We start from the raw sequence: 21,033 nt of genomic DNA, 5'->3' as shown, positions 1-21,033 counted from the left end.
AATTGAGATTAAGCAAGGGAATCGGGCGCTATTCGATCCGTGTGCCGGCCGCGCCACAGCCTTCACGCGAGCGGCGCCGGAACCACCGTGTCGTAATGCGCGGAACTGGTATCGAAGCGCGCAAGTACCGCGCGCGCCTTCGGCGGCACGACTGCGGTTTCGTAATGCTGACCGGCAAAATCCTTCACCGCGTCGATCGAGTCGAACCACATGATGGTCGCGAATTCGACTTCATCGACCATCTCGCGGCGCAACAGGGAAATGCCGCGGAAACCGGCAATCTTGCGCGCCTCGATCCCGGGAAAGATTTCATTGAGCAGCAAGTCCTGATAGGCGGCGGCGTTCTGCCTGCTGGTCCAACCGCGCCAGATGCGTGTGATCATCGATTTCCTCATGAAGTGAGCGCACGGGTGGCAATCACACCCGTTGGCGATGCGTCATTCTGAGTCGCGTCCGGGCCTGGTGGTTTCCAGCGTTTTCATGCGAAGGATCATGATCGTCACGCCGATGGCGATCACAAGCAGCATGACCTTGAGCAATAACATCTCGACCACGAAAATCGAATAGGCCATCGATGCCCAGAGCAGGACGAGGGTGACGACCTTCGCGCGCAGCGGGAGTGCGCGATTGTCCTCGAAGTTGCGCAGGTATTCGCCGAACAGCCGGTGATTGCGCAGCCAGCGGTGCATGCGCTCGGAACCGCGCAGGTAACAAGCGGAAGCAAGCAGCAGGAAGGGCGTGGTCGGCAGCAAGGGAAGGAAGATGCCGAGGATCGCAAGCACGACGGCGATGCTTCCGATGACATTCAGCAGAATCTTCATTCCGTATCCTATCCGCGCGGATGATGCAGCGCGTGCAGTTTCTTCAGCCGTTCGCGTGCAACGTGCGTGTAGATCTGCGTGGTTGAAATGTCGGCGTGCCCCAGCAGCAATTGCACCACGCGCAGGTCGGCGCCGTGATTGAGCAAGTGGGTCGCGAACGCATGGCGCAGCGTATGCGGCGAAAGCGGGGCATTGATCGCCGCACGCAGCGCGTACTTCTTGATCAGCGTCCAGAACATCTGGCGCGTCATCGCCGCGCCGCGCGCGGTGACGAACAAGGCGTCGTCCGCCTGGCCGCCCAGGATCGCCGGACGCCCGGCACGCAGATACCGCTCGATCCAGGAACGCGCCTCCTCGCCGAATGGAACCAGGCGCGTCTTGCTGCCCTTGCCGGTAATGCGCAGCACGCCTTCGTTCATGCCGAGTTCGATTGTCTTGAGCAACACCAGTTCCGATACGCGCAGTCCGCTGGCATACATGAGTTCGAGCATGGTGCGGTCGCGCAAACCGAGCGGGGTATTGACGTCCGGTGCGGCTAGCAGTGCTTCCACCTGCGCTTCCGACAAGGTCTTGGGGTAACGCGGCGGCTGTTTGGCCGATTTGATCCGGAGGCAGGGATCGGCCGTGACGCGATGCTGGCGCAAAGCCAGCTGGTAGAAACGCTTCAGCGCGGCGAGCCGGCGGTTGGCGGACGTCGCCTTGGTCTGTGCATGACGTGCGGCAAAGTAGCCGTTGATGTCGGCCGCTTCGGCCGCATACAGTGTCTTGCCGTGCTCCTTGTGCAGCCAGGCGGCAAACAAGTTCATGTCGCGCCGGTACGCATCCAGGGTGTTCTTCGACAACCCGTCCTCGAGCCACAAGGTGTCGCAGAATTCATCGACCGCCGCCTGGTTGGTCGTCAATGCGTCGGTCATCGATAGCCTGCGACGCCTTCGTGCGCGAGCAGCCAGCGCTTGACGCCAAGGTGGAAACCGGTCTCGTCGTCATGATTGGAAAAACCGCCGAGGCCGCCGGACGCGGTAACGCGATGGCAGGGGATCACCAGCGGAAACCAGTTCGCGCCGCAAGCCTGGCCGACCGCGCGCGGCGCCGACCGCAACGCCTTCGCCACCTGGCCGTAGGTCAGCACGTCGCCGCGCGGAATGGCGGAAATCACCTCCCACACCCGGCGCTGGAATGCGGTACCGACTGCCGCCAGCGGCAGCTCGAAGCGGAAATCCGGCTCCCGCAGGTAACGCTGCACCTGTTGCGCGGCGCGCTCGGACAGCGCGTCGTCCGGCGCCTTTTCGCTGAAGGTGCGCGGCAGGTAGACCAGCTCGCGGATGACGCCCGGCTCGGCACGGATGCCGATGGCGCCGAACGGCGCCTCGACGATGGCGGAAAACAAATCGCTGTTCTGGGATGCTTGCATGATGTACTGCCTTTCATTGCCAGCATAAATCATATCCGCCTCGTCGAGCCAGCGCTTGCCCGTATCGAACCGGCTTCACCAGCCGCGGGCGCGGTGGTCTCAAGCAGCGGAAAAGCAACCTGGATGGGGAAATTTACTTGACGAGCAGGACCGGCACCTCGGCCAGATGAACGATCTTGGATGCCACCGAGCCGAGCACCAGGCCGGCAACAGGCGTCAGGCCGCGGGTTCCGATGACGATCTCATCGAATCCCTGCTCCCTTGCGTAGCGTGCGATGACCTGCGCCGGTTCGCCGACGAACAGATGCACCTCGCAGGGGATGCCGGCCGCGTCGAACTTCTCGCGCGCCGGCGCCAGTGCGCGCATGCCTTCGTCGTGATGATAGTCCTTGATCTGCGCCTGGTTGACGAAGGTGCTGATGCCGCCGTGCAGGGGGTGCTGCACATTTACCAGATGGACCTCGTAACCGCCCTTGGCCTCCCGCGCGCGCCGGATGACGGCGTCGCCCGCACGCAAGGCGTTTTCGGAACCATCAACAGCCAACAGTACTTTCAGCATCTTGTTTCTCCGGAAATATGCATGTCCGCCACCAGCCGGCGCTGCCTACTCGGCGTCGCTTCGCCCGGCCGCCGGCTGTTTCGCCGCCAGGTCCTCCAGTTGCTCCTCGCCCTTCTTGCCGGCGCGCGCGGCCAGCAGCTTGCCTGCGGCAATGACGATGAGCGCGCCCGCGACCGGCCCCAGCCAGCTCGACGCCGGGAACACTGCTCCCAGGTATTCGTTCACGGCCTTGTCGGTGACTGCCATGCCGCCCGCGATCCAGCCGAGCAGCGCGCCGCCGGCCACGATCACGATAGGGAAGCGATCCATCAGTTTGATCACCAGCTGGCTGCCCAGCATGATGATCGGAATGCTCATCAGCAGGCCAAACACGACCAGCGCCTTGCTATCCCCGGCGGCGCCGGCGATCGCGATCACGTTGTCCAGGCTCATGACCGCATCCGCGACAATGATGGTCTTGATCGCGGCGGCCAGCGTGGCGCCCGCCTCGATCTGATGATCGCCGCCTTCGTCTTCCGGCAGCAGCAGCTTGATGCCGATCCACAGCAGGAGAGCCGCGCCGACGAGCTTGAGATAGGGCACCGCCAGCAGCGTGACGGCGAACATGATCAGGATGACGCGCAAGCCGATTGCGCCCGCCATCCCCCAGAGAATGCCCAGTTTGCGCTGCCGCTCGGGCAGGCGCCGGCAGGCAAGGCCGATAACCACCGCGTTGTCGCCGCCCAGCACGACGTCGATGGCGATGATCTGCAGGACCGCCAGCCAGAATTGAGGATCGTCCATGTCGATGAAATGAATGTGAAGCCGGAATTTGGTTATGTCGGACCCGGCGGGAGGCAATGACGGCAGCCGCTGTGGCGCAAGCTTTGCCCGGCCTGTCAAGTAGACGGCGCTCCGGAAATTGCCCGTCGGGCACCCAGAATACTAGACAGACATGTCGCCGGAAGTTCCCGTTGAATCCGGCGCAAGCTTATCACGGAAGCATTACCGGCGGTTCAGTAGGTTTCCCATTCGGCTGTCCGTAGCGTCACGGCAAGTGTGCTGGGGCGCACACCTCTTGTCGACAGCTTCCTGACAGGAGCGGCAAGCACCGGCGTCGTATCGAGCTTGAATACCGATACCGCCTGTGCCAGCAGCGTCGCCTGTTCCTGCATGCTGCGTGCGGCATCCGCCGCCTGTTCGACGAGTGCTGCGTTCTGCTGGGTCATCGCATCCATTTCGCTGATGGCGCGGTTCACCGCCTCGATACCGACGCTCTGTTCCCGGCTTGCCTGAGAAATGTCGTTCATGATGTCAGCGACGTGCCGCACCGAGGTCACGATGTCGGCCATCGTGCTGCCGGCCTGGTCGACCAGCACGCTGCCGGCGTCGACCTTTTCCACCGAATCCCCGATCAGCACCTTGATTTCCCGGGCCGCCGCCGCAGAACGCTGCGCCAGCGAGCGCACTTCCGCCGCCACCACGGCAAAACCGCGCCCCTGGTCGCCGGCGCGCGCCGCCTCCACCGCGGCGTTGAGTGCGAGGATATTGGTCTGGAATGCGATGCCGTCGATCACACCAATGATGTCCGCGATCCGGCGCGAGCTTTCCTTGATTGCACCCATGGTGCTGACCACCTGCCCGACCACCGCGCCGCCGCGCGACGCCACGTCGGATGCCGACATCGCCAGCCGGTTTGCCTCGTGCGCGCTTTCCGCGTTTTCCTTGACCGTTCCGGTCAGTTGCTCCATCGACGATGCCGTCTTTTCCAGCGACCCGGCCTGCGCCTCGGTGCGGGCCGACAAGTCGGTATTTCCCGCGGCAATCTCGTGTGCGCCGCTGTCGATCAGCGCGGCGCTGTCGCGCACGTCGCCGATCATATGCGCCAGATGCTGTTTCATGTCGCCCACCTGCCGCAGAATTTCGCCCAGCTCATCCTTGGCCCGCACCGGCGGGTCCGGCTCGAGGTCGCCATGGCGCATGCGCGTGACCGAAACCTCGAGCACGGTAAGCGACCGGCGGAAGGAGGCGTAAAAAGCGAGCATGAAATACACGGCGACAAGCGCGGACAGGACAATGGGCACATAGGCCAGCAGCTGCTTGCGCCGGATGCCCTCATGCCGCTCGGCAAGCAGCCGGTCGAGGCTGGACGAGGCTTGCGCGGCGAGCTCGGACACGGCGTCGGTGCCTGCTGCCGTCTGCTTCAGGTATTCCGGCACCGGCAGCTGGAACAGCGGGCTGTTGGACAGGTCGCCGGCATGCGCCGCCAGCATCTCCCTGGCATTCTCGAGCCGGCGGCGCGCTGCCGCCAGCTGCGTTGCCAGCGCCGGGTTCAGCGCGAACGCGGCATCGATATCCGCAATCGCTTCGGCATACGCGCGCCGGCCGAGCACGCCGAGCTCCGATACCTTGCGCGCCTCCTGCAGCGTGATTTCCTGGCGCGCCACCGCGGCGGCCGTCATGCTGCGAATATCGCCAAGGTCGGCCGCCAGCGCGACAAGGGACGAGGTGACCGCGCCGGCAAGCCGGAAGGAGTCCGCCTCCGGGTCCATCGCCAGGTTCGACCGGCCCGCCGCCAGCTCGATGTGCTTCTGCAGTTCGGACACGAAGGCGCGATAGCCGTCATCGTCCGGCGTCTCGCTCCGTGGCCAGCGCTGGCGCAGCGATCGCCCTTCCGCCTCCAGGCCGAGCTCTCCCGGCAGCCGCGCCGCAGATTCAAGCTTCTTCAATTGTCCCTCGACGCGTGCCCGGGCTTCCGCATGGGCGGCGCGCACCTCGGCATCGCCGCTCCCGTGCGCCGCATTGCCGTGCGCCCGTGCAGACTGCGCCAGCGCATTCAGCACCAGCAGCTCATTGACGTACTGGACCCCCGCGCGCTCCCGCGCAGCGAAATCGGCGCTTGCCATCAGTTCACGCTGCAGCAGCACGAACAGCACCAGCAAGGGTACGCCTACCAGAGAAGCAATGAGCACCGACTTGGGCAGAAAGCGCATGCGGTCCATCCAGCACATTGCAGGCTGCAGCACGCGCTGCATCGACGTTCCAGCCTTATCCATTTTCGCCTCCTCGAAAACGACCGCATCACGGGGGTGTGCAGCGCAGCGCGTCGCTGTTGTTATTGTTCGGCGACGCACCCTATACGTCTAACCATCATAGGAGGCGCGCGCACTGCATTCCATACCGCAAATGCAGTACCGGCAAAAAAAAAGGCGCGCCCTTCGGCGCGCCTTGTTCCGGATCTGCCGGTATCAGCTGAACAGCAGATTCGGCAGCCACAGCGAGATCTGCGGCACGTAAGTGACCAGCACCAGGAAACCGAGCATGGTCAGCAGCCACGGCATCACGGCCACCGTCAGCTCGGTGATACCCATCTTGGTGATGCCGGACGCCACATACAGGTTCAGGCCCACCGGCGGATGGCACATGCCGACTTCCATGTTGACCACCATGATGATGCCAAAGTGCACCGGATCGATGCCGAGCTGCATCGCCACCGGGAACAGGATCGGCGCCATGATCAGCACGATCGACGACGGCTCCATCACGTTGCCGGCCAGGAGCAGCAGGATGTTCACCACCAGCAGGAAGGTGATCACGCCGAAGCCCTTGTCCATGATCCAGCCAGCCATTACCTGCGGAATGTTTTCGCTGGTCATCAGGAACGAGAACAGCACCGCGTTGGTGATGATATACAGCAGCATCGCCGACATGGATGCCGAGTCGAGCAGCACCTTCGGCACCTGCTTCAGGGTCATGTCCTTGTACACGAAGACTGCAATAACAAAGGCATACACCGCCGACATCGCGGCCGCCTCGGTCGGCGTAAAGACACCGGTGTAGATGCCGCCCATCACGATGACGATCAGCAGCAGGCCCCAGGCGCTCTTGCGGAACGCCGTGAAGCGCTCGCTCCAGGAAGCCTTCGGCATGCGCGGATAGTTCTTCTTTTTTGCCAGCACCCAGGTCGTCAGGCCGAGAAGCGTCGCCAGCATCAGGCCCGGAATCACGCCCGCCATGAACAGCTTGCCGACCGAGGTATTGGTGGACACCGAATACATCACCATCACGATCGACGGCGGGATCAGGATGCCGAGCGCACCCGAAGTCGTGATCACGCCGGCGCCGAAACCTTTCGGGTAACCCTGGCGCACCATCGCCGGCAGGATGATCGAGCCGATCGCCACCACCGTCGCCGGCGAGGAACCGGACACTGCGGCGAACAGCGCGCAGGCCATCACGCCCGCCAGCGCGAGGCCGCCGTGCCAGTGGCCGACCATCGAAGTGGCGAACCCGATCATGCGCCGCGCGACGCCGCCGTGGGTCAGGAAGTTACCGGCCAGGATGAAGAACGGGATCGCCATGATCTCGAACTTTTCGATGCCGGTAAACAGTTTCAGCGCAACCGATTCGATCGGCACCTCGGTCATCGTGAACAGGAAGGTCAGAACCGTCAGGCCGAGCGAGATCGAAATCGGCATGCCGGTCAGCATCAGGACCAGCAGGAGGACGAAAATAATTGCTGCGTTCATACACGGCTCCCGGCAAGGTCTTCGTTTTCAAGGCCTTCCACATGCGACACGTCATGCTTGGGCAAATCACCTGTTTTGATAAAGTTCCAGGCCACCTGCAGGAAGCGGAAGCACATCAGGTAGGAACCGAGCGGAATGGCGGAATACACCATCCACATCGGCAGTTCCAGCACTTCGGAGGTACTGGAGTGGTGGCTGAGCTCGTACACGAAGCTCGCGCCGAGGGTGCCGACGATGCCGGTAAACAGCGCGCCGGAGAGCAGACCGAAGACGATGAATTTGTTGCGCCAAGGCGTATCCATGCGGTTGATCAGGACGTCGACGCCGACGTGAATGCCGGTGCGCACGCCATAGGCCGCGCCGAATTTTGCCATCCACACGAACATATAGATGGTGAGTTCCTGCGCCCAGCTGGTATTGAGCTGGATGAGCCAGTCCTGCAGTCCCGGGATCGGCATGCCGGACGCATACCTGTGGATAACGGCGATAAAAATGACGATGGTCGCCGCCCCCATCAGAAAGGCGATCAACCATTCTTCAAGGTGATCAAGGAATTTCATGTCTTCTCCTGTATTGTCCGGCCGGGAGCGGGCCGGACTTTTTCATGTCGGCACGGCCGTCGCCGTGCCCTCTCCCGTTGGTATTGCTATTACTGCTTGAAGCCGAGCGCGGCCGATTCCTTGTTGACGGCGCTGATCAGATCCGCGCCGATACGGCCGGCCATCGCGTTCTGCACCGGCAGCAGCGCCTTGCGCCATGCATCGCGCTCCTTGTCGTTGAGCACGTAGACTTCGGTCTTGCCGGACTTGCGCACCGCATCCAGCGCCATGTCGTTTTCCTGCTGCGCGATCGCGTTGGCGTAGCGGGTGGCGTCCTTCATCGCGCCTTCCAGCGCGGTGCGGACATCGCCCGGCAGGCCGTCCCAGAACTTCTTGTTGACGATCACCGCATAGCCCAGGTAACCATGGTTAGACACCGTCACCTGCTTTTGTACTTCATGCATTTTCTGCGTGTACAGGTTGGACGGCGGGTTCTCGGTGCCGTCGACCACGCCGGTCTGCAGTGCCTGGTAAACCTCGGAGAAGGCCATCACCTGCGGATTGGCGCCGAGCTGGCGCATCTGCGCGTCGAGCACCTTGGACGACTGGATGCGCATCTTCAGGCCCTTGAAATCGTCCGGATTGCGCAGCGGCTTGTTGGCGGACATGACCTTGAAACCATTGTCCCAATAGGCCAGGCCGGTGATGCCCTTCGGCTCCAGCTTCTTGAGCAGGTCCTTGCCGATCGGGCCTTCGGTGACGCGGTACAGCACGTCCTTGTTCGGGAAGATGTACGGCAGGTCGAACACCTCGAATTCCTTCACGCCGAGCGGACCGAACTTGGCCAGCGACGGCGCCAGCATTTGCACCGCGCCAAGTTGCAGGGCCTCAAGTTCTTCCTTATCCTTGTACAGCGTGCTGTTCGGGTAGACCTCGACCTTCACCCGGCCCTTGGTTGCCTTTTCGGCAAGTTCCTTGAAGCGTTCTGCTGCCTTGCCCTTGGGCGTGTCGTTCGCGACGACGTGGCTGAACTTGATGATGATGGGTGCCTGCGCGTAGGCGTTGGTGCTCATCACGGCAGCGGCAGTCAGGGCAAAAACCAGGGTTTTGAGTTTCATGAAGGTCTCCATTTATTTGGTCGGGCACAGGATGTCGAAACTTTTTCGATCCGTGTACCGCATTGTCCGCAGCTGTTACTTCCCCTACAACTGTGGATAACCACAACTGGCTGCCAGCCGGGCCGCTCCTGGTTTGCACTACACTGATCTGAAACATCCCAGGCCTGCTCCTCCATGATCCTTGAAAACGCCCGCCGCAAATTCCGCACCCTCGCCCGCAACCGGCGCCAGGCATGGCGTTGGACCCTGCCCATCCTGCTGGTGCTGCTGTTCCTGTCGACGCTGCTGTGGCTGCCGTGGCAGGCGCAGCGCATGGAAGCCAACGAGCGCCAGGAGCAGCTGATCGCCGATACGCTATGGGTGGAACAGACGATCCGCTTCCAGCTCGGGCGCAATGAAGAAAGCCTGCGCATGATCGCCAGCGAAATGGCGTCCGGCTACCTGTCCGAGAAACGGCTGCGCGACCGGCTGACGGCGATGATCCGCAACAATCGCGAACTGGCGCGAATCGCCCAGTTCGATTCCGAGGGCAACCCGGTCGTCTCCACGGACGATACGCAGCCGAAGCTGCGCGAGTATCCGACCGCGTCGCGTATCGCCGCAGAACAGGCCCGCGAGACGCGCAGCGCCCTCTACAGCGCGCCAGGGTCGCCGCCCGGCGGCGCCGGCCCGGTGATGCTGGACTACCACGTCCCGGTCTTTGCCGGCGACACCTATCTCGGCAGCGTCGTGGCCAGCTACTCGGTATCGAGCCTGCTGAACGAACTGATTCCATGGTGGTTCGCGCAGGACAACGAGATCGTGCTGACCGACCAGGACGACGCCGTGATCGAAAGGCGAGCCGCCGGCGGCCCGGGACGCAGCGTCTACACCCACCGCCGTGCGCTCGACCTGCGCGGCACCACGCTGGCGCTGCGCACCAACAGCGTCAAGGGCGAGCCGAAGCTGCTGCCCAGCCTGCTGGTCGCCTCCGTAATCGCCCTGTCGCTCGGCCTGTTGTGGAGCCTGTGGGCGCTGTGGCGCGACATCACGCGCCGGCTGGCGGCGGAAGGCGCGTTGCGCCAGCAGGTCGCATTCCGGACTGCAATGGAAAATTCGCTGATGACCGGCCTGCGCGCGCGCGACCTGGAAGGCCGGATCACCTACGTCAATCCGGCGTTCTGCGCAATGGTCGGCATCTCGGCCGAGGAACTGGTCGGCAAGACGCCGCCCATGCCGTACTGGGCGCCGGAGGCGATGGACGAGTACAAGCAGCGGTTTACGCAGGTGCTGGCCGGCACCGTGACACCGCAGTTCGAAACCGTGTTCCAGCGCTCCAACGGGGAACGCTTCCCGGTGCTGATCTTCGAATCGCCGCTGGTTGACGACAGCGGCCGCCAGACCGGCTGGATGGGGTCGATCCTCGACATTTCAGACCGCAAGCGGGTGGAAGACCTGAACCGGCGCCAGCAGGAAAAGCTGCAGGCCAGCGCGCGCCTGGCAACCATGGGCGAAATCGCATCGACGCTGGCGCATGAACTGAACCAGCCGCTGGCGGCGATCTCCAGCTACACCACCGGCGCCTTGAACATGATCAACAACGGCGCCGGGAAGGCCGGCGCGGTCGACCTCGATCTGCTCAAGCCGGCGCTGGAAAAGGCCGGCACCCAGGCCCAGCGCGCCGGCCAGATCATCCGCAGCGTGCATACCTTCGTGAAGCGGCGCGAACCAAGCCGGGAACCGCTGGCGATCCAGTCGCTGATCGAAGGCGTGATCCCGCTGGTCGAACTGCAGGCGCGCCAGTTCTTCGTCGCCACCCAGGTGCAGGTCGCGCCCGGCCTGCCCGACGTGCTCGCCGACCGCGTAATGCTGGAACAGGTGCTGCTCAACCTCACGCGCAACGCGATCGAGGCGATGCAGGATGTCGCGCCGGAACGCCGCATCCTGCGCATTGTTGCCGGCCGCGACGGCGAAGCGGAGCAGCCGGCGGTAACGGTCTCCGTGATCGACCAGGGCCACGGCATTCCGCAGGAAGTCGCGGAGCGCCTGTTTTCGCCGTTCTTCTCCACCAAGGCGGAAGGCATGGGCATGGGCCTGAACATCTGCCGCACCACAGTCGAATTCCACGGCGGGACGCTGATCCACGCGCACAATCCGGACGGCGGCACGGTTTTCCGGTTCTCGCTGCCGGCGCATGCCGAGACTGTGGCGGAAACGGGCACGGCGGAACAACATTGAACCGGGGATTATTGCCATTAAGGAACAATTTCGACTGTACGCGCAGCAACCTCTCTATAATGACGAACGGGTTACAAAGGGACGAAGTCCCGGTCCGCTCGCACTTGAGGAGACTGAATGCTGCACATCGTTGATGACGAAGAGGTAATTCGCGATTCGCTGACCTGGCTCGCGAGTTCGCGTTCGATCGCCACAACTGCCTATGAAAGCGGTGCCGCATTCCTCGCCGCGCTCGACGCCCGCCCGGCGATCGACCCGCAGGGCGAATGCGTGCTGCTCGACGTGCGCATGCCCGACATGAGCGGTTCGGCGCTGTTCGATACCCTGACCACGCGCGGCCTGATCCAGCGCTTGCCTATCATTTTCCTCACCGGCCACGGCGACGTGCCGATGGCGGTCGACACCCTCAAGCGCGGCGCCTTCGATTTCTTTGAAAAGCCATTCAACGACAACAAGCTAATGGACCGCGTGGAAGAAGCGCTGGCCGCCTCGCGCGAGGCAGGCGCGGCCGCCCAGGTCCACACCCGCCTGTCGACCCTGTCGCTGCGCGAGCGCGAAGTGCTGGACCTCATCCTCGCCGGCAAGATGAACAAGGTGATCGCCGACGAGCTCGGCATCAGCATGCGCACGGTGGAAGTCCACCGTGCGCACATCTTCGACAAGATGAACGTGAAGACCGCGGTCGAACTCGCGCGCCTGCTGAAATAGCCGGCGCCCGGCATGGGCGGCGGGAAATGCCGATCCTCGGTAAGATGGATGGTTTAGCATGCCCTGCCCTGCCGCTTCATCTTCATGTCGATTGCCACCATCCTGTTCCCCGATTTCGCGCTGATCCTGCTCGGCTTCCTGCTGATGCGCTTCACCGACTGGGGCACCGCGTTCTGGAGCGGCCTCGAAAAGCTGATCTATTACTTCCTGTTCCCGGCGCTGCTGTTTTATTCCACCGCCCGCACGCCGCTCGACTTCGGCTCCACCGGGAAGATGCTGCAGGTCGCGCTGGGTGCAGTAGCGGCGGGGATCGCGCTGGGCTGGCTTGCAAGACCGCTGTTCAGGGGGCCGCCGATGATATTCGAATCCGGCGTGCAGACCGCCTTCCGTTTCAATTCCTATATCGCGCTGGCGATCGCGTCGCGGCTGGCCGGCGAGCCTGGCACCTCGCTGATGGCGCTGATCATCGGTTTCGCCGTCCCGATCTGCAACATGGCTGCGGTTCACGCGCTGGTGCACCGCAGCGGCGGCCTGCTGCAGGAACTGGCAAAGAATCCGCTGATCGTCGCCACTGCCAGCGGCATGGCATTCAACATGCTCGGCCTGCACTTGCCGGAAGTAGTCAATGCGACGCTGTCGCGGATGGCCAATGCCTCGATCGCGGTCGGCCTGCTCACCGTCGGCGCCGGCCTGCGCCTGTCCGGGCTGCATGAGGCGAAGGGGATGGCAGCGTATTTCCTGTCGGTCAAGCTGCTGGTGCTGCCGGCGATCGGCCTGCTGCTCGGCCGCTCGCTCGGGCTGCCGCCGCTGCAGCTGCAGGTCGCGGTCGCGTTCTGCGCGCTGCCCACGGCATCCAGCGCCTACGTGCTGGCCGCCCGCATGGGCGGCAACGGCCCGTTTGTCGCATTCCTGATCTCGAGCGGCACGGTACTGTCGGTATTCACCCTGCCGGTGTGGCTGGCGCTGGCACGCTAGCGCCGGACTGGTGCTGTGCAAGCGCCCATGCCACATGTTCGCGCACCATTTCCGAAGGGTGCTGCGCGCGCGCCTGCAATGCGGCGACAATCGCCGCGTCGCCGCGCCGCTGGCGCGCGGCATTGCCGAGCCCGACCGCGAGGTTGCGCAGCCAGCGCTCATGCCCGATGCGCCGGATCGGGCTGCCCTCCAGCCGGCGGTTGAACTCCGCCTCGTCCCAGCCGAACAGCGCGACCATCGATGCCTCGTCCAGCCCGTTGCGCACGTCGAAATCCGGCAGCTCCGAGCGCTGCGCGAACTTGTTCCACGGGCAGGCCAGCTGGCAGTCGTCGCAGCCGTACACACGGTTGCCGATCAGCGGCCGCAGCTCGAGCGGAATGGCGCCCTTCAGCTCAATGGTCAGGTAGGAAATGCAGCGCCGCGCATCCAGCTGGTAGGGGCCGAGGATGGCCTGGGTCGGGCAGGCGCCGATGCAGGCGCTGCACTGCCCGCAATGTGCGCCGCCGGGGGCGTCGACCGGCAGCGGCAGGTCGGTGAGGATCTCGCCGAGGAAGAACATCGAACCCGCCTCACGGTTCAGCATCAGCGTGTGCTTGCCGCGCCAGCCGATGCCGGATTTCTCCGCCAGCGCCACTTCCATCACCGGCGCCGAGTCGGTGAACACGCGGTAGCCGAATTCGCCGACCTCATTGCGGATGCGGTCGGCCAGCTGCTGCAGGCGGGCGCGCAAGACCTTGTGGTAGTCGCGGCCGCGCGCATAGACCGAGATCGTCGCCCGGCCCGGATCCTGCGCCCGCTGCAGCTCGCGGTCGCGCCAGTCCGCAGCCGTCTCGCGCGGCAGGTAATTCATGCGTGCCATGATCACGCGCACCGTTCCCGGCACCAGTTCCGCCGGCCGCGCGCGCTTCATTCCGTGCGCTGCCATATAATCCATGTCGCCATGATGGCCGGCATCGAGCCATGCCTGGAAACCAGCCTCGGTGTGGCGCAGGTCGACGTTGGCGATGCCGATCTCCGCAAAACCGAGTTCGCGGCCCCAGGCCTTGATGGCCAGCGCAAGTGTGGACAAATTGTTATCGGAAACAGTCATGGCAGGCGGGTTTCCCCGACTAGACGAAAATTGCCGCGAGGAGTTCGCGGCACAGACAGCCATTTTACGAGATGCAGCACTTCCAGACTCACCTGCATGATGAACAAGGGACCGCCGCGCTTGGCGCCGCGCTCGCCCGCGCGCTCGCGCCCGGCCTGACGATCTACCTGCACGGCGACCTCGGCGCCGGCAAGACCGCGCTCACCCGGGCGATGCTGCACGCGGCCGGCCACGCCGGGCACGTCAAGAGCCCGACCTACACCCTGGCCGAACCCTATACCGTGCAGCTCGGCGGGCGAGCGGCGGACGTCATCCATTTCGACCTGTATCGCCTGGGCAGCCCGGAGGAATTCCTCGATGCGGGTTTCCGCGAGCATTTCAACGACCGCACGGTCTGCGTGATCGAGTGGCCGGAAAAGGCAGCCGGGGTGTTGCCGGCGCCAGACATAAAAGTGCTTTTGAGCATCTCCGGAGCCGGGCGTGATATAGAATTGCAAGGGTTGACCGACCAGGGTTGTCAATGCCTCGACCGTCTGAAATTCGCGCCCAATCTGTGAAAGCAAAAGCCCGCCGCACTCTCCTGAAAGCCGGCGGCACCCTTCTTCTCTCCGTTTTCGCCCCGCAGCCAGCCTACGCCGCCCAGATCCTGGCGGTACGCGTGTGGCCGGCCGAAGACTACACGCGGGTGACGCTGGAAAACGACAGCGTGCTCAAGACCAGCCACTTCATCGTGAAGGACCCGGAACGGCTGGTGGTCGACATCGAAGGCCTCGAACTCAACCCGACGCTCAAGCAGCTGGTCGCCAAGATCCAGTCGAACGATCCCTACATCAAGCAGGTGCGCGTCGGCCAGAACCGGCCGAACGTGGTGCGGCTGGTGTTCGACCTGAAGGAAGAAGTCAACCCGCAGGTATTCACGCTGGCGCCGGTCGGCGAGTACCGGCACCGCCTGATTTTCGACCTCTATCCGGTCAATCCGCCCGACCCGATCGCCGCGCTGATCCAGAAGGGGGAATGGTCAAAGCCGGCGGAAACGAAGCCGCCGGTTGCGGAAGCGCGGCCGGAGCCGGTACCGGCGCAGCCTGCCGTGGCCCACGCGGACATCCAGCCGGCCAAGGTCGACAGCAAGGAAGACAAGCCGCAGACGCTCACCCGCATGATCACCATCGCGCTCGATCCGGGCCACGGCGGCGAGGACCCGGGCGCGATCGGCCGCGGCGGCAGCAGGGAAAAGGATGTGGTGCTGGCGATCGCCAAGCGCCTGAAAGCGAAAATCGAAGAGCAGCCCAACATGCGGGTGATGCTTACCCGCGACGGCGATTACTTCGTGCCGTTGCATGTGCGGGTGCAGAAGGCGCGCAAGGTGCAGGCCGACCTGTTCGTGTCGATCCATGCGGACGCATGGATCGAAAGCACCGCGCGCGGCTCCTCGGTCTTCGTCCTGTCCGAGAAGGGCGCCTCCTCCACCGCCGCGCGCTGGCTGGCGAACAAGGAAAACGCCGCCGACCTGATCGGCGGCGTCAACATCAAGACGCAGGACCGGCAGCTCGCGCACGTGCTGCTCGACCTGTCGACCACGGCCCAGATCAACGACAGCCTGAAGGTGGGCAAGTCGGTTCTCAATGAAATCAGCGGCATCAACCGGCTGCACAAGAACGCGGTGGAACAGGCGGGCTTTGCGGTGCTGAAGGCACCAGACATCCCCAGCATCCTGATCGAAACCGCGTTCATCTCCAATCCGGAAGAGGAAGCGAAGCTGACCGACGATGCCTACCAGGACCAGATGGCGGATGCGGTGCTGAAGGGGATCCGGAAGTACTTTGCGAAGAATCCGCCGCTGGCCAAGAACCGGATGACCTGATTCAGGTCAAGCCGGCGCCGGCAAAATTAAAACTTTGACATCCGCCGCAGCCGCGGTTTCACCACGCTGTCGCGCTATTTGCCGAATGCCTGCTTTTCGAAGGTCGCAAACTGCCCGAGAGTCTGCTACTCTTTTGTGAAGGGGAAATATTCTCCTTCCCCTGATCAGAAGCCGCGACCGCCTTCGGCGAAGGCGACGCTGGACGTTTTCCTTGATAAGGACGAGACATCATGATGCAAACTGCCGCTGCTCCGTCAACAGAATCCGCCGACAGCGCCTCCGCCCGCGAATTCCTTGCATTTACGCTCGGGAAGGAAGAATACGGCATCCACATCCTTAAGGTACAGGAACTGCGCGGCTACGAAGAGCCGACGCGCATCGCCAACGCCCCCGAGTTCATCAAGGGCGTGGTCAACCTGCGCGGCATCATCGTGCCGATCGTCGACATGCGCATCAAGTTCAACCTTGGCACGCCGACCTACGACCAGTTCACCGTGGTGATCATCCTGAACATCAACGGGCGCGTGGTCGGCATGGTGGTCGACAGCGTGTCCGACGTGATCACGCTCGCTCCCGAACAGATCAAGCCGGCGCCCGAAATGGGCACCGCGCTCAATACCGATTACCTGATCGGCCTGGGGACCATCGACCAGCGCATGCTGATCCTGGTCGACATCGACCGCCTCATGTCCAGTGCGGAAATGGGATTGATCGAAGCGGCGACGGTGTAAGCCGGTCCGCGGACAAGGCCGCCAAAGGCGCCCGGCATCGGAAGATGCCGGCGCTTTTTTTTCCCGGACGGGCGTCAGTGCCGGCTGCCTGCCAGCCTCTGGTACACCTTCCACATGCCGCCAAGCGCGACCGGGATCACCGCGGCGCCGACGCCCACCAGCACGATGGTGTTCAGGTGATCGCGGATCAAGGGAATATTGCCGAAGAAATAGCCGGCGGCGACGAGTCCCGCGACCCATATCACCGCGCCCACGATATTGAAGAACTGGAATTTGGCGAAGGTCATCGCCGACACGCCGGCCACGAAAGGCGCGAAGGTGCGCACTACCGGCACGAAGCGCGCCAGAATGATGGTCTTGCCGCCGTGGTTCTCGTAGAACGCGTGCGTGCGCCGCAACGCGTCCTTGTCGAGCCAGCGGTAATCGTGGGTGAACACCTTTTGCCCGATCGCGCTGCCGATCCAGTAATTGACGGTATTGCCGCTGATCGCGGCGAACACCAGCAGTGCGATCAGCAGCCATTCATTCATCGCGCCGGAGGCACAAAAAGCGCCGGCGATGAACAGCAGGGTGTCCCCCGGCAGGAAGGGCAACACCACCAGGCCGGTTTCGCAAAACACGATGGCGAACAACACGACGTATATCATCGTGCCGTACTCGGCGATGAAGGTGCCCATGTATTTGTCGACATGCAGGATCATGTCGAAAAATTGCAGAAAATCCATGCTTGCTCCACTGACTGACCGGCGAATCATACACCAGCGTTTTGCCCGGCATTAAGAGATGGAACAAACATTTACAGCCTTGCTGCCGGGCCGGCCACAACGGCTTGCAGCGTTATAATTCGGCCATGAACGCACCGCATATCCCGTCCCGCCCGATCCAGGCCCTTCCCGACCACCTGATTTCGCAGATTGCCGCCGGCGAGGTGGTGGACCGTCCTTCGGCGGTGGTGAAGGAACTGCTCGAAAACGCGCTCGATGCCGGTGGCACGCAGATCACGATCCGCCTCGAGGAAGGCGGCGTCAAGCGCATCGCGATCACCGACAACGGGCGCGGCATCCCGCCCGCGCAGATGCCGCTGGCGCTGGCACGCCATGCCACCTCCAAGATTGCCTCCCTGGAGGACCTGGAAAACGTCGGCACCCTCGGCTTTCGCGGCGAAGCGCTGGCGTCGATCGCATCGGTGGCGCAGCTCACGCTGACCTCGCGCACGTCGCAGGAGCCGCATGCATGGGAAATCTCCGGCAGTCACCACAGCCAGGTGGCGCCTTCTTCCGGCGCGCTCGGCACCACGGTAGACGTACGCGACCTGTATTTCAACACGCCGGCGCGGCGCAAGTTCCTGAAGTCCGAGCAGACCGAGTTCGGCCATTGCGCCGAAGTCGTGCGGCGCATCGCGCTGTCGCGACCGGACGTCGCGTTTTCCCTGTCGCACAACGGCAAGACGGTCGAACACTGGAACGTGAGCGAAGTCGACAAGCGCAGCGCGCACATCCTCGGCGCCGAGTTCGCCGGCGCCCGCCTGCCGCTTGACGAAAGCGCCGGCCCGTTGCGCCTGCACGGGTTCGTCGGCTTGCCGACCGCTGCGCGCGCGCGCGCCGACTCGCAGTATTTCTATGTCAACGGCCGTTTCGTGCGTGACAAGCTGCTCACGCACGCGGTGCGCGCCGCCTACCAGGACGTGCTGCACGGCGACCGCTATCCGTCCTACGTGCTCGGTCTCGACCTCGACCCGGCGCTGGTGGACGTGAACGTGCACCCGTCCAAGATCGAAGTGCGCTTCCGCGACAGCCGCGCGGTGCACCAGTTCGTGTTCCATGCGGTCAGCCGCGCGCTGGCGCACACCGCGCCCGGCGCCGACAACGCCGCGCCGGCCCCGGTCGTCGCCTCGTCCGCCGCGCTGCCGTGGATCCGCGAACAGCAGCAAACCTCCTTCGACCGCCAGTTCGCCGCGCCGCTCGGCGTCGCCCAGCGCACCGCCGACTACGGCGCGCTGTTCTCGTCGCCCGCCTCCGCACCCGCGGCAGGCAGCTCCGTCGCGCCGCAGCCTGGCGCCATCGTTGACGACATTTCCGACGCCGGTGACGAATTCCCGCTGGGCTTCGCACTGGCGCAACTGCACGGCATTTATGTGCTGGCGCAGAACCGGAAGGGCCTGGTGCTGGTCGACATGCATGCCGCGCATGAACGCATCCTGTACGAGCAGCTCAAGACCGCGCTCGATGCCGACGCCCTGCAGGTGCAGCCGCTGCTGATCCCGGTTACCTTCTACGCCGATCCGGTCGAAGTAGGCACCGTAGAAGAAAGCCAGCCGGCATTGCAGTCGCTCGGCTTCGACATCACCGCGCTGTCGCCGACCACGCTCGCGGTACGCGCGGTGCCGGCGCTGCTGAAGAACGCCGATGCGCAAAGCCTGGCGCGTGACGTGCTGCGCGACCTGCGCGAGTTCGGCGGCTCGCGCGTGCTGCTGGAGCGGCGCAACGAGATGCTGGGCACGCTCGCCTGCCACACCGCGGTGCGTGCGAACCGTTCGCTGACCTTGCCGGAAATGAATGCGCTGCTGCGCCAGATGGAAGCGACCGAGCGCGCCGACCAGTGCAACCACGGCCGCCCCACCTGGGTGCAGCTCGGGCTCGCCGACCTCGACAAGCTGTTCCTGCGCGGGCAATAGTGGATAGCGCCGTCCGACCGCTCGCGCCGTTCGCGCAAGCCCCGCTCTTGGCGCTGATCGCTGCCTTCCTGATGCTGCAGCCGCTGTCGACCGACCTCTACCTGGCGTCGCTGCCTGGCCTCGCATCTGCGTTCTCCGTGCCGCCGTCGACCGTGCAGCTGACCCTGTCGCTGTTCGTGATCGGCTTCGGCGGCGCCCAGCTCGTGATCGGCCCCTTGTCGGACCGCTTCGGCCGGCGCCCGGTGCTGATCGCGGGCTTGTCGCTGTATGTCGCCGCCAGCATTGCCTGCGGCCTGTCGCAATCCATTGCGATGCTGATCGCGGCCCGCTTCCTGCAGGCGCTCGGCTGCTGCTCGGCGGTGATCATCGCGCGCGCAATCGTGCGCGATGCCTACCGGCCGGAAGACAGCATGCGGGTGGTGGCCAGCGCCAGCACCTGGCTGTCGCTGGCGCCGCTGCTCGGCCCCATCCTCGGTTCCTACCTCCAGGTAAGTTTCGGCTGGCGCGCCGCATTTGCCGCGCTCGCGGCCTTTTCCGCCGGCCTGCTCGCGATGAGCCTGTTGAAACTACCAGAGACCAACCAGTACAGGGACCCGCGCGCCACGGAACTGTCCGGCCTGCTCGCCAACTACCGCATCGTGCTCGGCGCGCGCGACTTCTGGGCGCATGCGCTGCCGGGCGCGCTGTCCTACGGTGCGATCTTTTCCTTCATTTCCGGCTCGTCCTTCGTGCTGATCCAAGTGTTGCAGGTCCCCACCGAATGGTTCGGCTACTGCTTCGCTTTCGGTGTGTCCGGCTACATGGGCGGCACCATCGTCTGCCGCCGCCTGCTCTCGCGCATCGGCGGATCGCGTGCCTTCCGGCTCGGCAGCGCCCTGTCGCTGCTGACCGGACTCGGCTTCCTCGGCGCTGTCGCCGCCGGTATCGCGCACTGGGCGCTGGTGCTGGCGGCAATGTTCCTGACCATGGGTGCGCACGGCATCAACTTTCCGATTGCGCAATCCGGCGCGGTCTCGCCGTTCCCGCAACAGGCCGGCACCGCGGCCGGCCTGATGGGCGCGCTGTATATGGGCGTCGCGTTCGTGGTCGGCACCGTCGTCGGCGCGACACACAATGGCACCCTGTATCCGCTCGCCCTTATTTCCTGCGGCATCGGCATCTGCATCTTCGTGTCGGTCCGTGGCATGCCGGCTACCGTTGAAAAGGCTGCATGATGCATGTTGTGAAACCGCTTGCCGTTGCCATCATGGGGCCGACCGCGTCCGGCAAGACCGCCGCCGCGCTTGAAGTTGCGCGCCGGATTCCGTCCGAGATCATCTCCGTCGACTCCGCGCTGGTCTACCGCGGCATGGACATCGGCACCGCCAAGCCGAGCGCGGAAGAGCGTGCCGCCGCCCCTCACCACCTGATCGATATCCTCGACCCGCGCGATGCATACTCGGCAATGCAGTTCCGGCAGGATGCGCTGGAACTCGTGGCCGGCATCATCCGGCGCGGCCGGCTGCCGCTGCTGGTCGGCGGCACGATGCTGTACTTCAAGGCACTTCGCGACGGGCTGGATGCGTTGCCGCAGGCGGATCAGGAAGTGCGCGCACGGCTGGACGCGGAAGCCGCCGCGCTCGGCATGCCGGCCCTGCATGCGAGGTTGGCAAGCGTGGATCCGGAAACGGCTGCGCGGCTGAAGCCGAACGATTCGCAACGCATCCAGCGCGCGCTGGAAATCTTCGCACTCACCGGGCAACCGATGTCGCAGTTGCTCGCGCGCGCACCGAAGGCCGAGCTGCCGTTCGACATCCTGCCGCTGTCGCTCGAACCCTCGGA

The 21,033-nt window shown here is 64.3% G+C and carries 21 protein-coding genes; 9 read left to right on the top strand and 12 right to left on the bottom strand.

Annotation, left to right across the window (positions count from 1 at the left end; all coding sequences use genetic code 11):
* Positions 1–62: 62 nt before the first annotated feature.
* From VEC01_RS00150 to VEC01_RS00105, 10 genes are all read right to left on the bottom strand, one after another.
* On the bottom strand, positions 63–383 hold the full coding sequence (locus VEC01_RS00150) for a hypothetical protein (protein ID WP_324897528.1): 321 nt from the start codon (positions 381–383) through the stop codon (positions 63–65).
* A 54-nt stretch (positions 384–437) separates the two neighbouring features.
* Positions 438–821 carry a YbaN family protein gene (locus VEC01_RS00145; protein ID WP_324897526.1) on the bottom strand — a complete coding sequence of 128 codons (384 nt, stop codon included), beginning with the start codon at positions 819–821 and terminating at the stop codon, positions 438–440.
* Positions 822–829: 8 nt separating this feature from the next.
* Positions 830–1,735 (bottom strand): site-specific tyrosine recombinase XerD, encoded by a 906-nt coding sequence (gene xerD / locus VEC01_RS00140; protein WP_324897524.1) that lies wholly within the window; start codon positions 1,733–1,735, stop codon positions 830–832.
* Entirely contained in the window at positions 1,732–2,232 is a 501-nt protein-coding gene (locus tag VEC01_RS00135) for a methylated-DNA--[protein]-cysteine S-methyltransferase (protein WP_324897522.1), read from the bottom strand. Before VEC01_RS00135 ends, xerD begins: the two co-directional genes overlap by 4 nt.
* Before the next feature lie 133 nt (positions 2,233–2,365).
* Entirely contained in the window at positions 2,366–2,791 is a 426-nt protein-coding gene (locus VEC01_RS00130; protein ID WP_324897520.1) for a universal stress protein, read from the bottom strand.
* A 45-nt stretch (positions 2,792–2,836) separates the two neighbouring features.
* Complete coding sequence (locus tag VEC01_RS00125) at positions 2,837–3,574, bottom strand: TerC family protein (protein WP_324897518.1); 738 nt, start codon at positions 3,572–3,574, stop codon at positions 2,837–2,839.
* A gap of 212 nt (positions 3,575–3,786) precedes the next feature.
* Positions 3,787–5,826: a methyl-accepting chemotaxis protein gene (locus VEC01_RS00120; protein ID WP_324897516.1), complete on the bottom strand. Its 2,040-nt coding sequence runs from the start codon at positions 5,824–5,826 to the stop codon at positions 3,787–3,789.
* A 192-nt stretch (positions 5,827–6,018) separates the two neighbouring features.
* Positions 6,019–7,299, bottom strand: a complete 1,281-nt coding sequence (locus VEC01_RS00115; RefSeq protein ID WP_324897515.1) for a TRAP transporter large permease subunit — start codon at positions 7,297–7,299, stop codon at positions 6,019–6,021.
* Positions 7,296–7,859, bottom strand: a complete 564-nt coding sequence (locus tag VEC01_RS00110) for a TRAP transporter small permease (RefSeq protein WP_324897513.1) — start codon at positions 7,857–7,859, stop codon at positions 7,296–7,298. Before VEC01_RS00110 ends, VEC01_RS00115 begins: the two co-directional genes overlap by 4 nt.
* 89 nt (positions 7,860–7,948) lie before the next feature.
* Positions 7,949–8,956, bottom strand: a complete 1,008-nt coding sequence (locus tag VEC01_RS00105; RefSeq protein WP_324897511.1) for a TRAP transporter substrate-binding protein — start codon at positions 8,954–8,956, stop codon at positions 7,949–7,951.
* A gap of 174 nt (positions 8,957–9,130) precedes the next feature.
* On the opposite strand from VEC01_RS00105, the gene VEC01_RS00100 reads away from it, so the two are divergent.
* From VEC01_RS00100 to VEC01_RS00090, 3 genes are all read left to right on the top strand, one after another.
* Complete coding sequence (locus VEC01_RS00100) at positions 9,131–11,173, top strand: PAS domain S-box protein (RefSeq protein ID WP_324897509.1); 2,043 nt, start codon at positions 9,131–9,133, stop codon at positions 11,171–11,173.
* A 117-nt stretch (positions 11,174–11,290) separates the two neighbouring features.
* Positions 11,291–11,881, top strand: coding sequence for a response regulator transcription factor (locus tag VEC01_RS00095; protein WP_324897507.1), 591 nt, complete (start codon positions 11,291–11,293; stop codon positions 11,879–11,881).
* A gap of 84 nt (positions 11,882–11,965) precedes the next feature.
* On the top strand, positions 11,966–12,856 hold the full coding sequence (locus tag VEC01_RS00090) for an AEC family transporter (protein ID WP_324897505.1): 891 nt from the start codon (positions 11,966–11,968) through the stop codon (positions 12,854–12,856).
* Here VEC01_RS00090 and queG read toward each other — a convergent pair.
* Entirely contained in the window at positions 12,822–13,946 is a 1,125-nt protein-coding gene (gene queG, locus VEC01_RS00085; protein ID WP_324897503.1) for a tRNA epoxyqueuosine(34) reductase QueG, read from the bottom strand. The genes VEC01_RS00090 and queG overlap by 35 nt on opposite strands.
* A 71-nt stretch (positions 13,947–14,017) precedes the next feature.
* Between queG and tsaE the strand changes: the two genes are divergently transcribed.
* From tsaE to VEC01_RS00070, 3 genes are all read left to right on the top strand, one after another.
* Positions 14,018–14,503, top strand: coding sequence for a tRNA (adenosine(37)-N6)-threonylcarbamoyltransferase complex ATPase subunit type 1 TsaE (gene tsaE / locus VEC01_RS00080; protein ID WP_324897501.1), 486 nt, complete (start codon positions 14,018–14,020; stop codon positions 14,501–14,503).
* Positions 14,467–15,807, top strand: a complete 1,341-nt coding sequence (locus VEC01_RS00075; protein WP_324897499.1) for an N-acetylmuramoyl-L-alanine amidase — start codon at positions 14,467–14,469, stop codon at positions 15,805–15,807. Before tsaE ends, VEC01_RS00075 begins: the two co-directional genes overlap by 37 nt.
* 230 nt (positions 15,808–16,037) lie before the next feature.
* Positions 16,038–16,538, top strand: coding sequence for a chemotaxis protein CheW (locus tag VEC01_RS00070; protein WP_414691395.1), 501 nt, complete (start codon positions 16,038–16,040; stop codon positions 16,536–16,538).
* Between the two features lie 74 nt (positions 16,539–16,612).
* Here VEC01_RS00070 and VEC01_RS00065 read toward each other — a convergent pair whose 3' ends face one another.
* Complete coding sequence (locus VEC01_RS00065) at positions 16,613–17,263, bottom strand: VTT domain-containing protein (RefSeq protein ID WP_324897497.1); 651 nt, start codon at positions 17,261–17,263, stop codon at positions 16,613–16,615.
* A gap of 125 nt (positions 17,264–17,388) precedes the next feature.
* Between VEC01_RS00065 and mutL the strand changes: the two genes are divergently transcribed.
* The 3 genes from mutL to miaA form a co-directional block, all read left to right on the top strand.
* A complete protein-coding gene (gene mutL, locus VEC01_RS00060; RefSeq protein ID WP_324897495.1) occupies positions 17,389–19,212 on the top strand; it encodes a DNA mismatch repair endonuclease MutL in 1,824 nt (607 codons plus the stop codon).
* Positions 19,213–19,259: 47 nt separating this feature from the next.
* Positions 19,260–20,426 (top strand): multidrug effflux MFS transporter, encoded by a 1,167-nt coding sequence (locus tag VEC01_RS00055; protein ID WP_324897493.1) that lies wholly within the window; start codon positions 19,260–19,262, stop codon positions 20,424–20,426.
* Positions 20,426–21,033 (top strand): tRNA (adenosine(37)-N6)-dimethylallyltransferase MiaA (gene miaA / locus VEC01_RS00050; protein ID WP_324897491.1); only part of this gene is annotated, 608 nt, incomplete at its 3' end. The genes VEC01_RS00055 and miaA, both read left to right, overlap by 1 nt.

This window comes from Noviherbaspirillum sp. (assembly GCF_035627455.1).
Classification (GTDB): domain Bacteria; phylum Pseudomonadota; class Gammaproteobacteria; order Burkholderiales; family Burkholderiaceae_D; genus Noviherbaspirillum.
The sequence above is the reverse complement of the archived record's forward strand: the minus strand, read 5'-3'. Positions and strand labels throughout refer to the sequence as shown.

Excerpts from the sequence above, each read along its gene's own strand:
- VEC01_RS00130 (WP_324897520.1), bottom strand. The coding sequence starts at position 2,791 with ATGCTGAAAGTACTGTTGGCTGTTGATGGTTCCGAAAACGCCTTGCGT.
- VEC01_RS00065 (WP_324897497.1), bottom strand. The coding sequence starts at position 17,263 with ATGGATTTTCTGCAATTTTTCGACATGATCCTGCATGTCGACAAATAC.
- VEC01_RS00120 (WP_324897516.1), bottom strand. The coding sequence starts at position 5,826 with ATGGATAAGGCTGGAACGTCGATGCAGCGCGTGCTGCAGCCTGCAATG.
- tsaE (WP_324897501.1), top strand. The coding sequence starts at position 14,018 with ATGCAGCACTTCCAGACTCACCTGCATGATGAACAAGGGACCGCCGCG.
- mutL (WP_324897495.1), top strand. The coding sequence starts at position 17,389 with ATGAACGCACCGCATATCCCGTCCCGCCCGATCCAGGCCCTTCCCGAC.
- VEC01_RS00090 (WP_324897505.1), top strand. The coding sequence starts at position 11,966 with ATGTCGATTGCCACCATCCTGTTCCCCGATTTCGCGCTGATCCTGCTC.
- VEC01_RS00115 (WP_324897515.1), bottom strand. The coding sequence starts at position 7,299 with ATGAACGCAGCAATTATTTTCGTCCTCCTGCTGGTCCTGATGCTGACC.
- VEC01_RS00125 (WP_324897518.1), bottom strand. The coding sequence starts at position 3,574 with ATGGACGATCCTCAATTCTGGCTGGCGGTCCTGCAGATCATCGCCATC.
- VEC01_RS00100 (WP_324897509.1), top strand. The coding sequence starts at position 9,131 with ATGATCCTTGAAAACGCCCGCCGCAAATTCCGCACCCTCGCCCGCAAC.
- VEC01_RS00105 (WP_324897511.1), bottom strand. The coding sequence starts at position 8,956 with ATGAAACTCAAAACCCTGGTTTTTGCCCTGACTGCCGCTGCCGTGATG.
- xerD (WP_324897524.1), bottom strand. The coding sequence starts at position 1,735 with ATGACCGACGCATTGACGACCAACCAGGCGGCGGTCGATGAATTCTGC.
- VEC01_RS00145 (WP_324897526.1), bottom strand. The coding sequence starts at position 821 with ATGAAGATTCTGCTGAATGTCATCGGAAGCATCGCCGTCGTGCTTGCG.
- VEC01_RS00150 (WP_324897528.1), bottom strand. The coding sequence starts at position 383 with ATGATCACACGCATCTGGCGCGGTTGGACCAGCAGGCAGAACGCCGCC.
- VEC01_RS00095 (WP_324897507.1), top strand. The coding sequence starts at position 11,291 with ATGCTGCACATCGTTGATGACGAAGAGGTAATTCGCGATTCGCTGACC.
- VEC01_RS00110 (WP_324897513.1), bottom strand. The coding sequence starts at position 7,859 with ATGAAATTCCTTGATCACCTTGAAGAATGGTTGATCGCCTTTCTGATG.
- queG (WP_324897503.1), bottom strand. The coding sequence starts at position 13,946 with ATGACTGTTTCCGATAACAATTTGTCCACACTTGCGCTGGCCATCAAG.
- VEC01_RS00075 (WP_324897499.1), top strand. The coding sequence starts at position 14,467 with ATGCCTCGACCGTCTGAAATTCGCGCCCAATCTGTGAAAGCAAAAGCC.
- VEC01_RS00135 (WP_324897522.1), bottom strand. The coding sequence starts at position 2,232 with ATGCAAGCATCCCAGAACAGCGATTTGTTTTCCGCCATCGTCGAGGCG.
- VEC01_RS00070 (WP_414691395.1), top strand. The coding sequence starts at position 16,038 with ATGATGCAAACTGCCGCTGCTCCGTCAACAGAATCCGCCGACAGCGCC.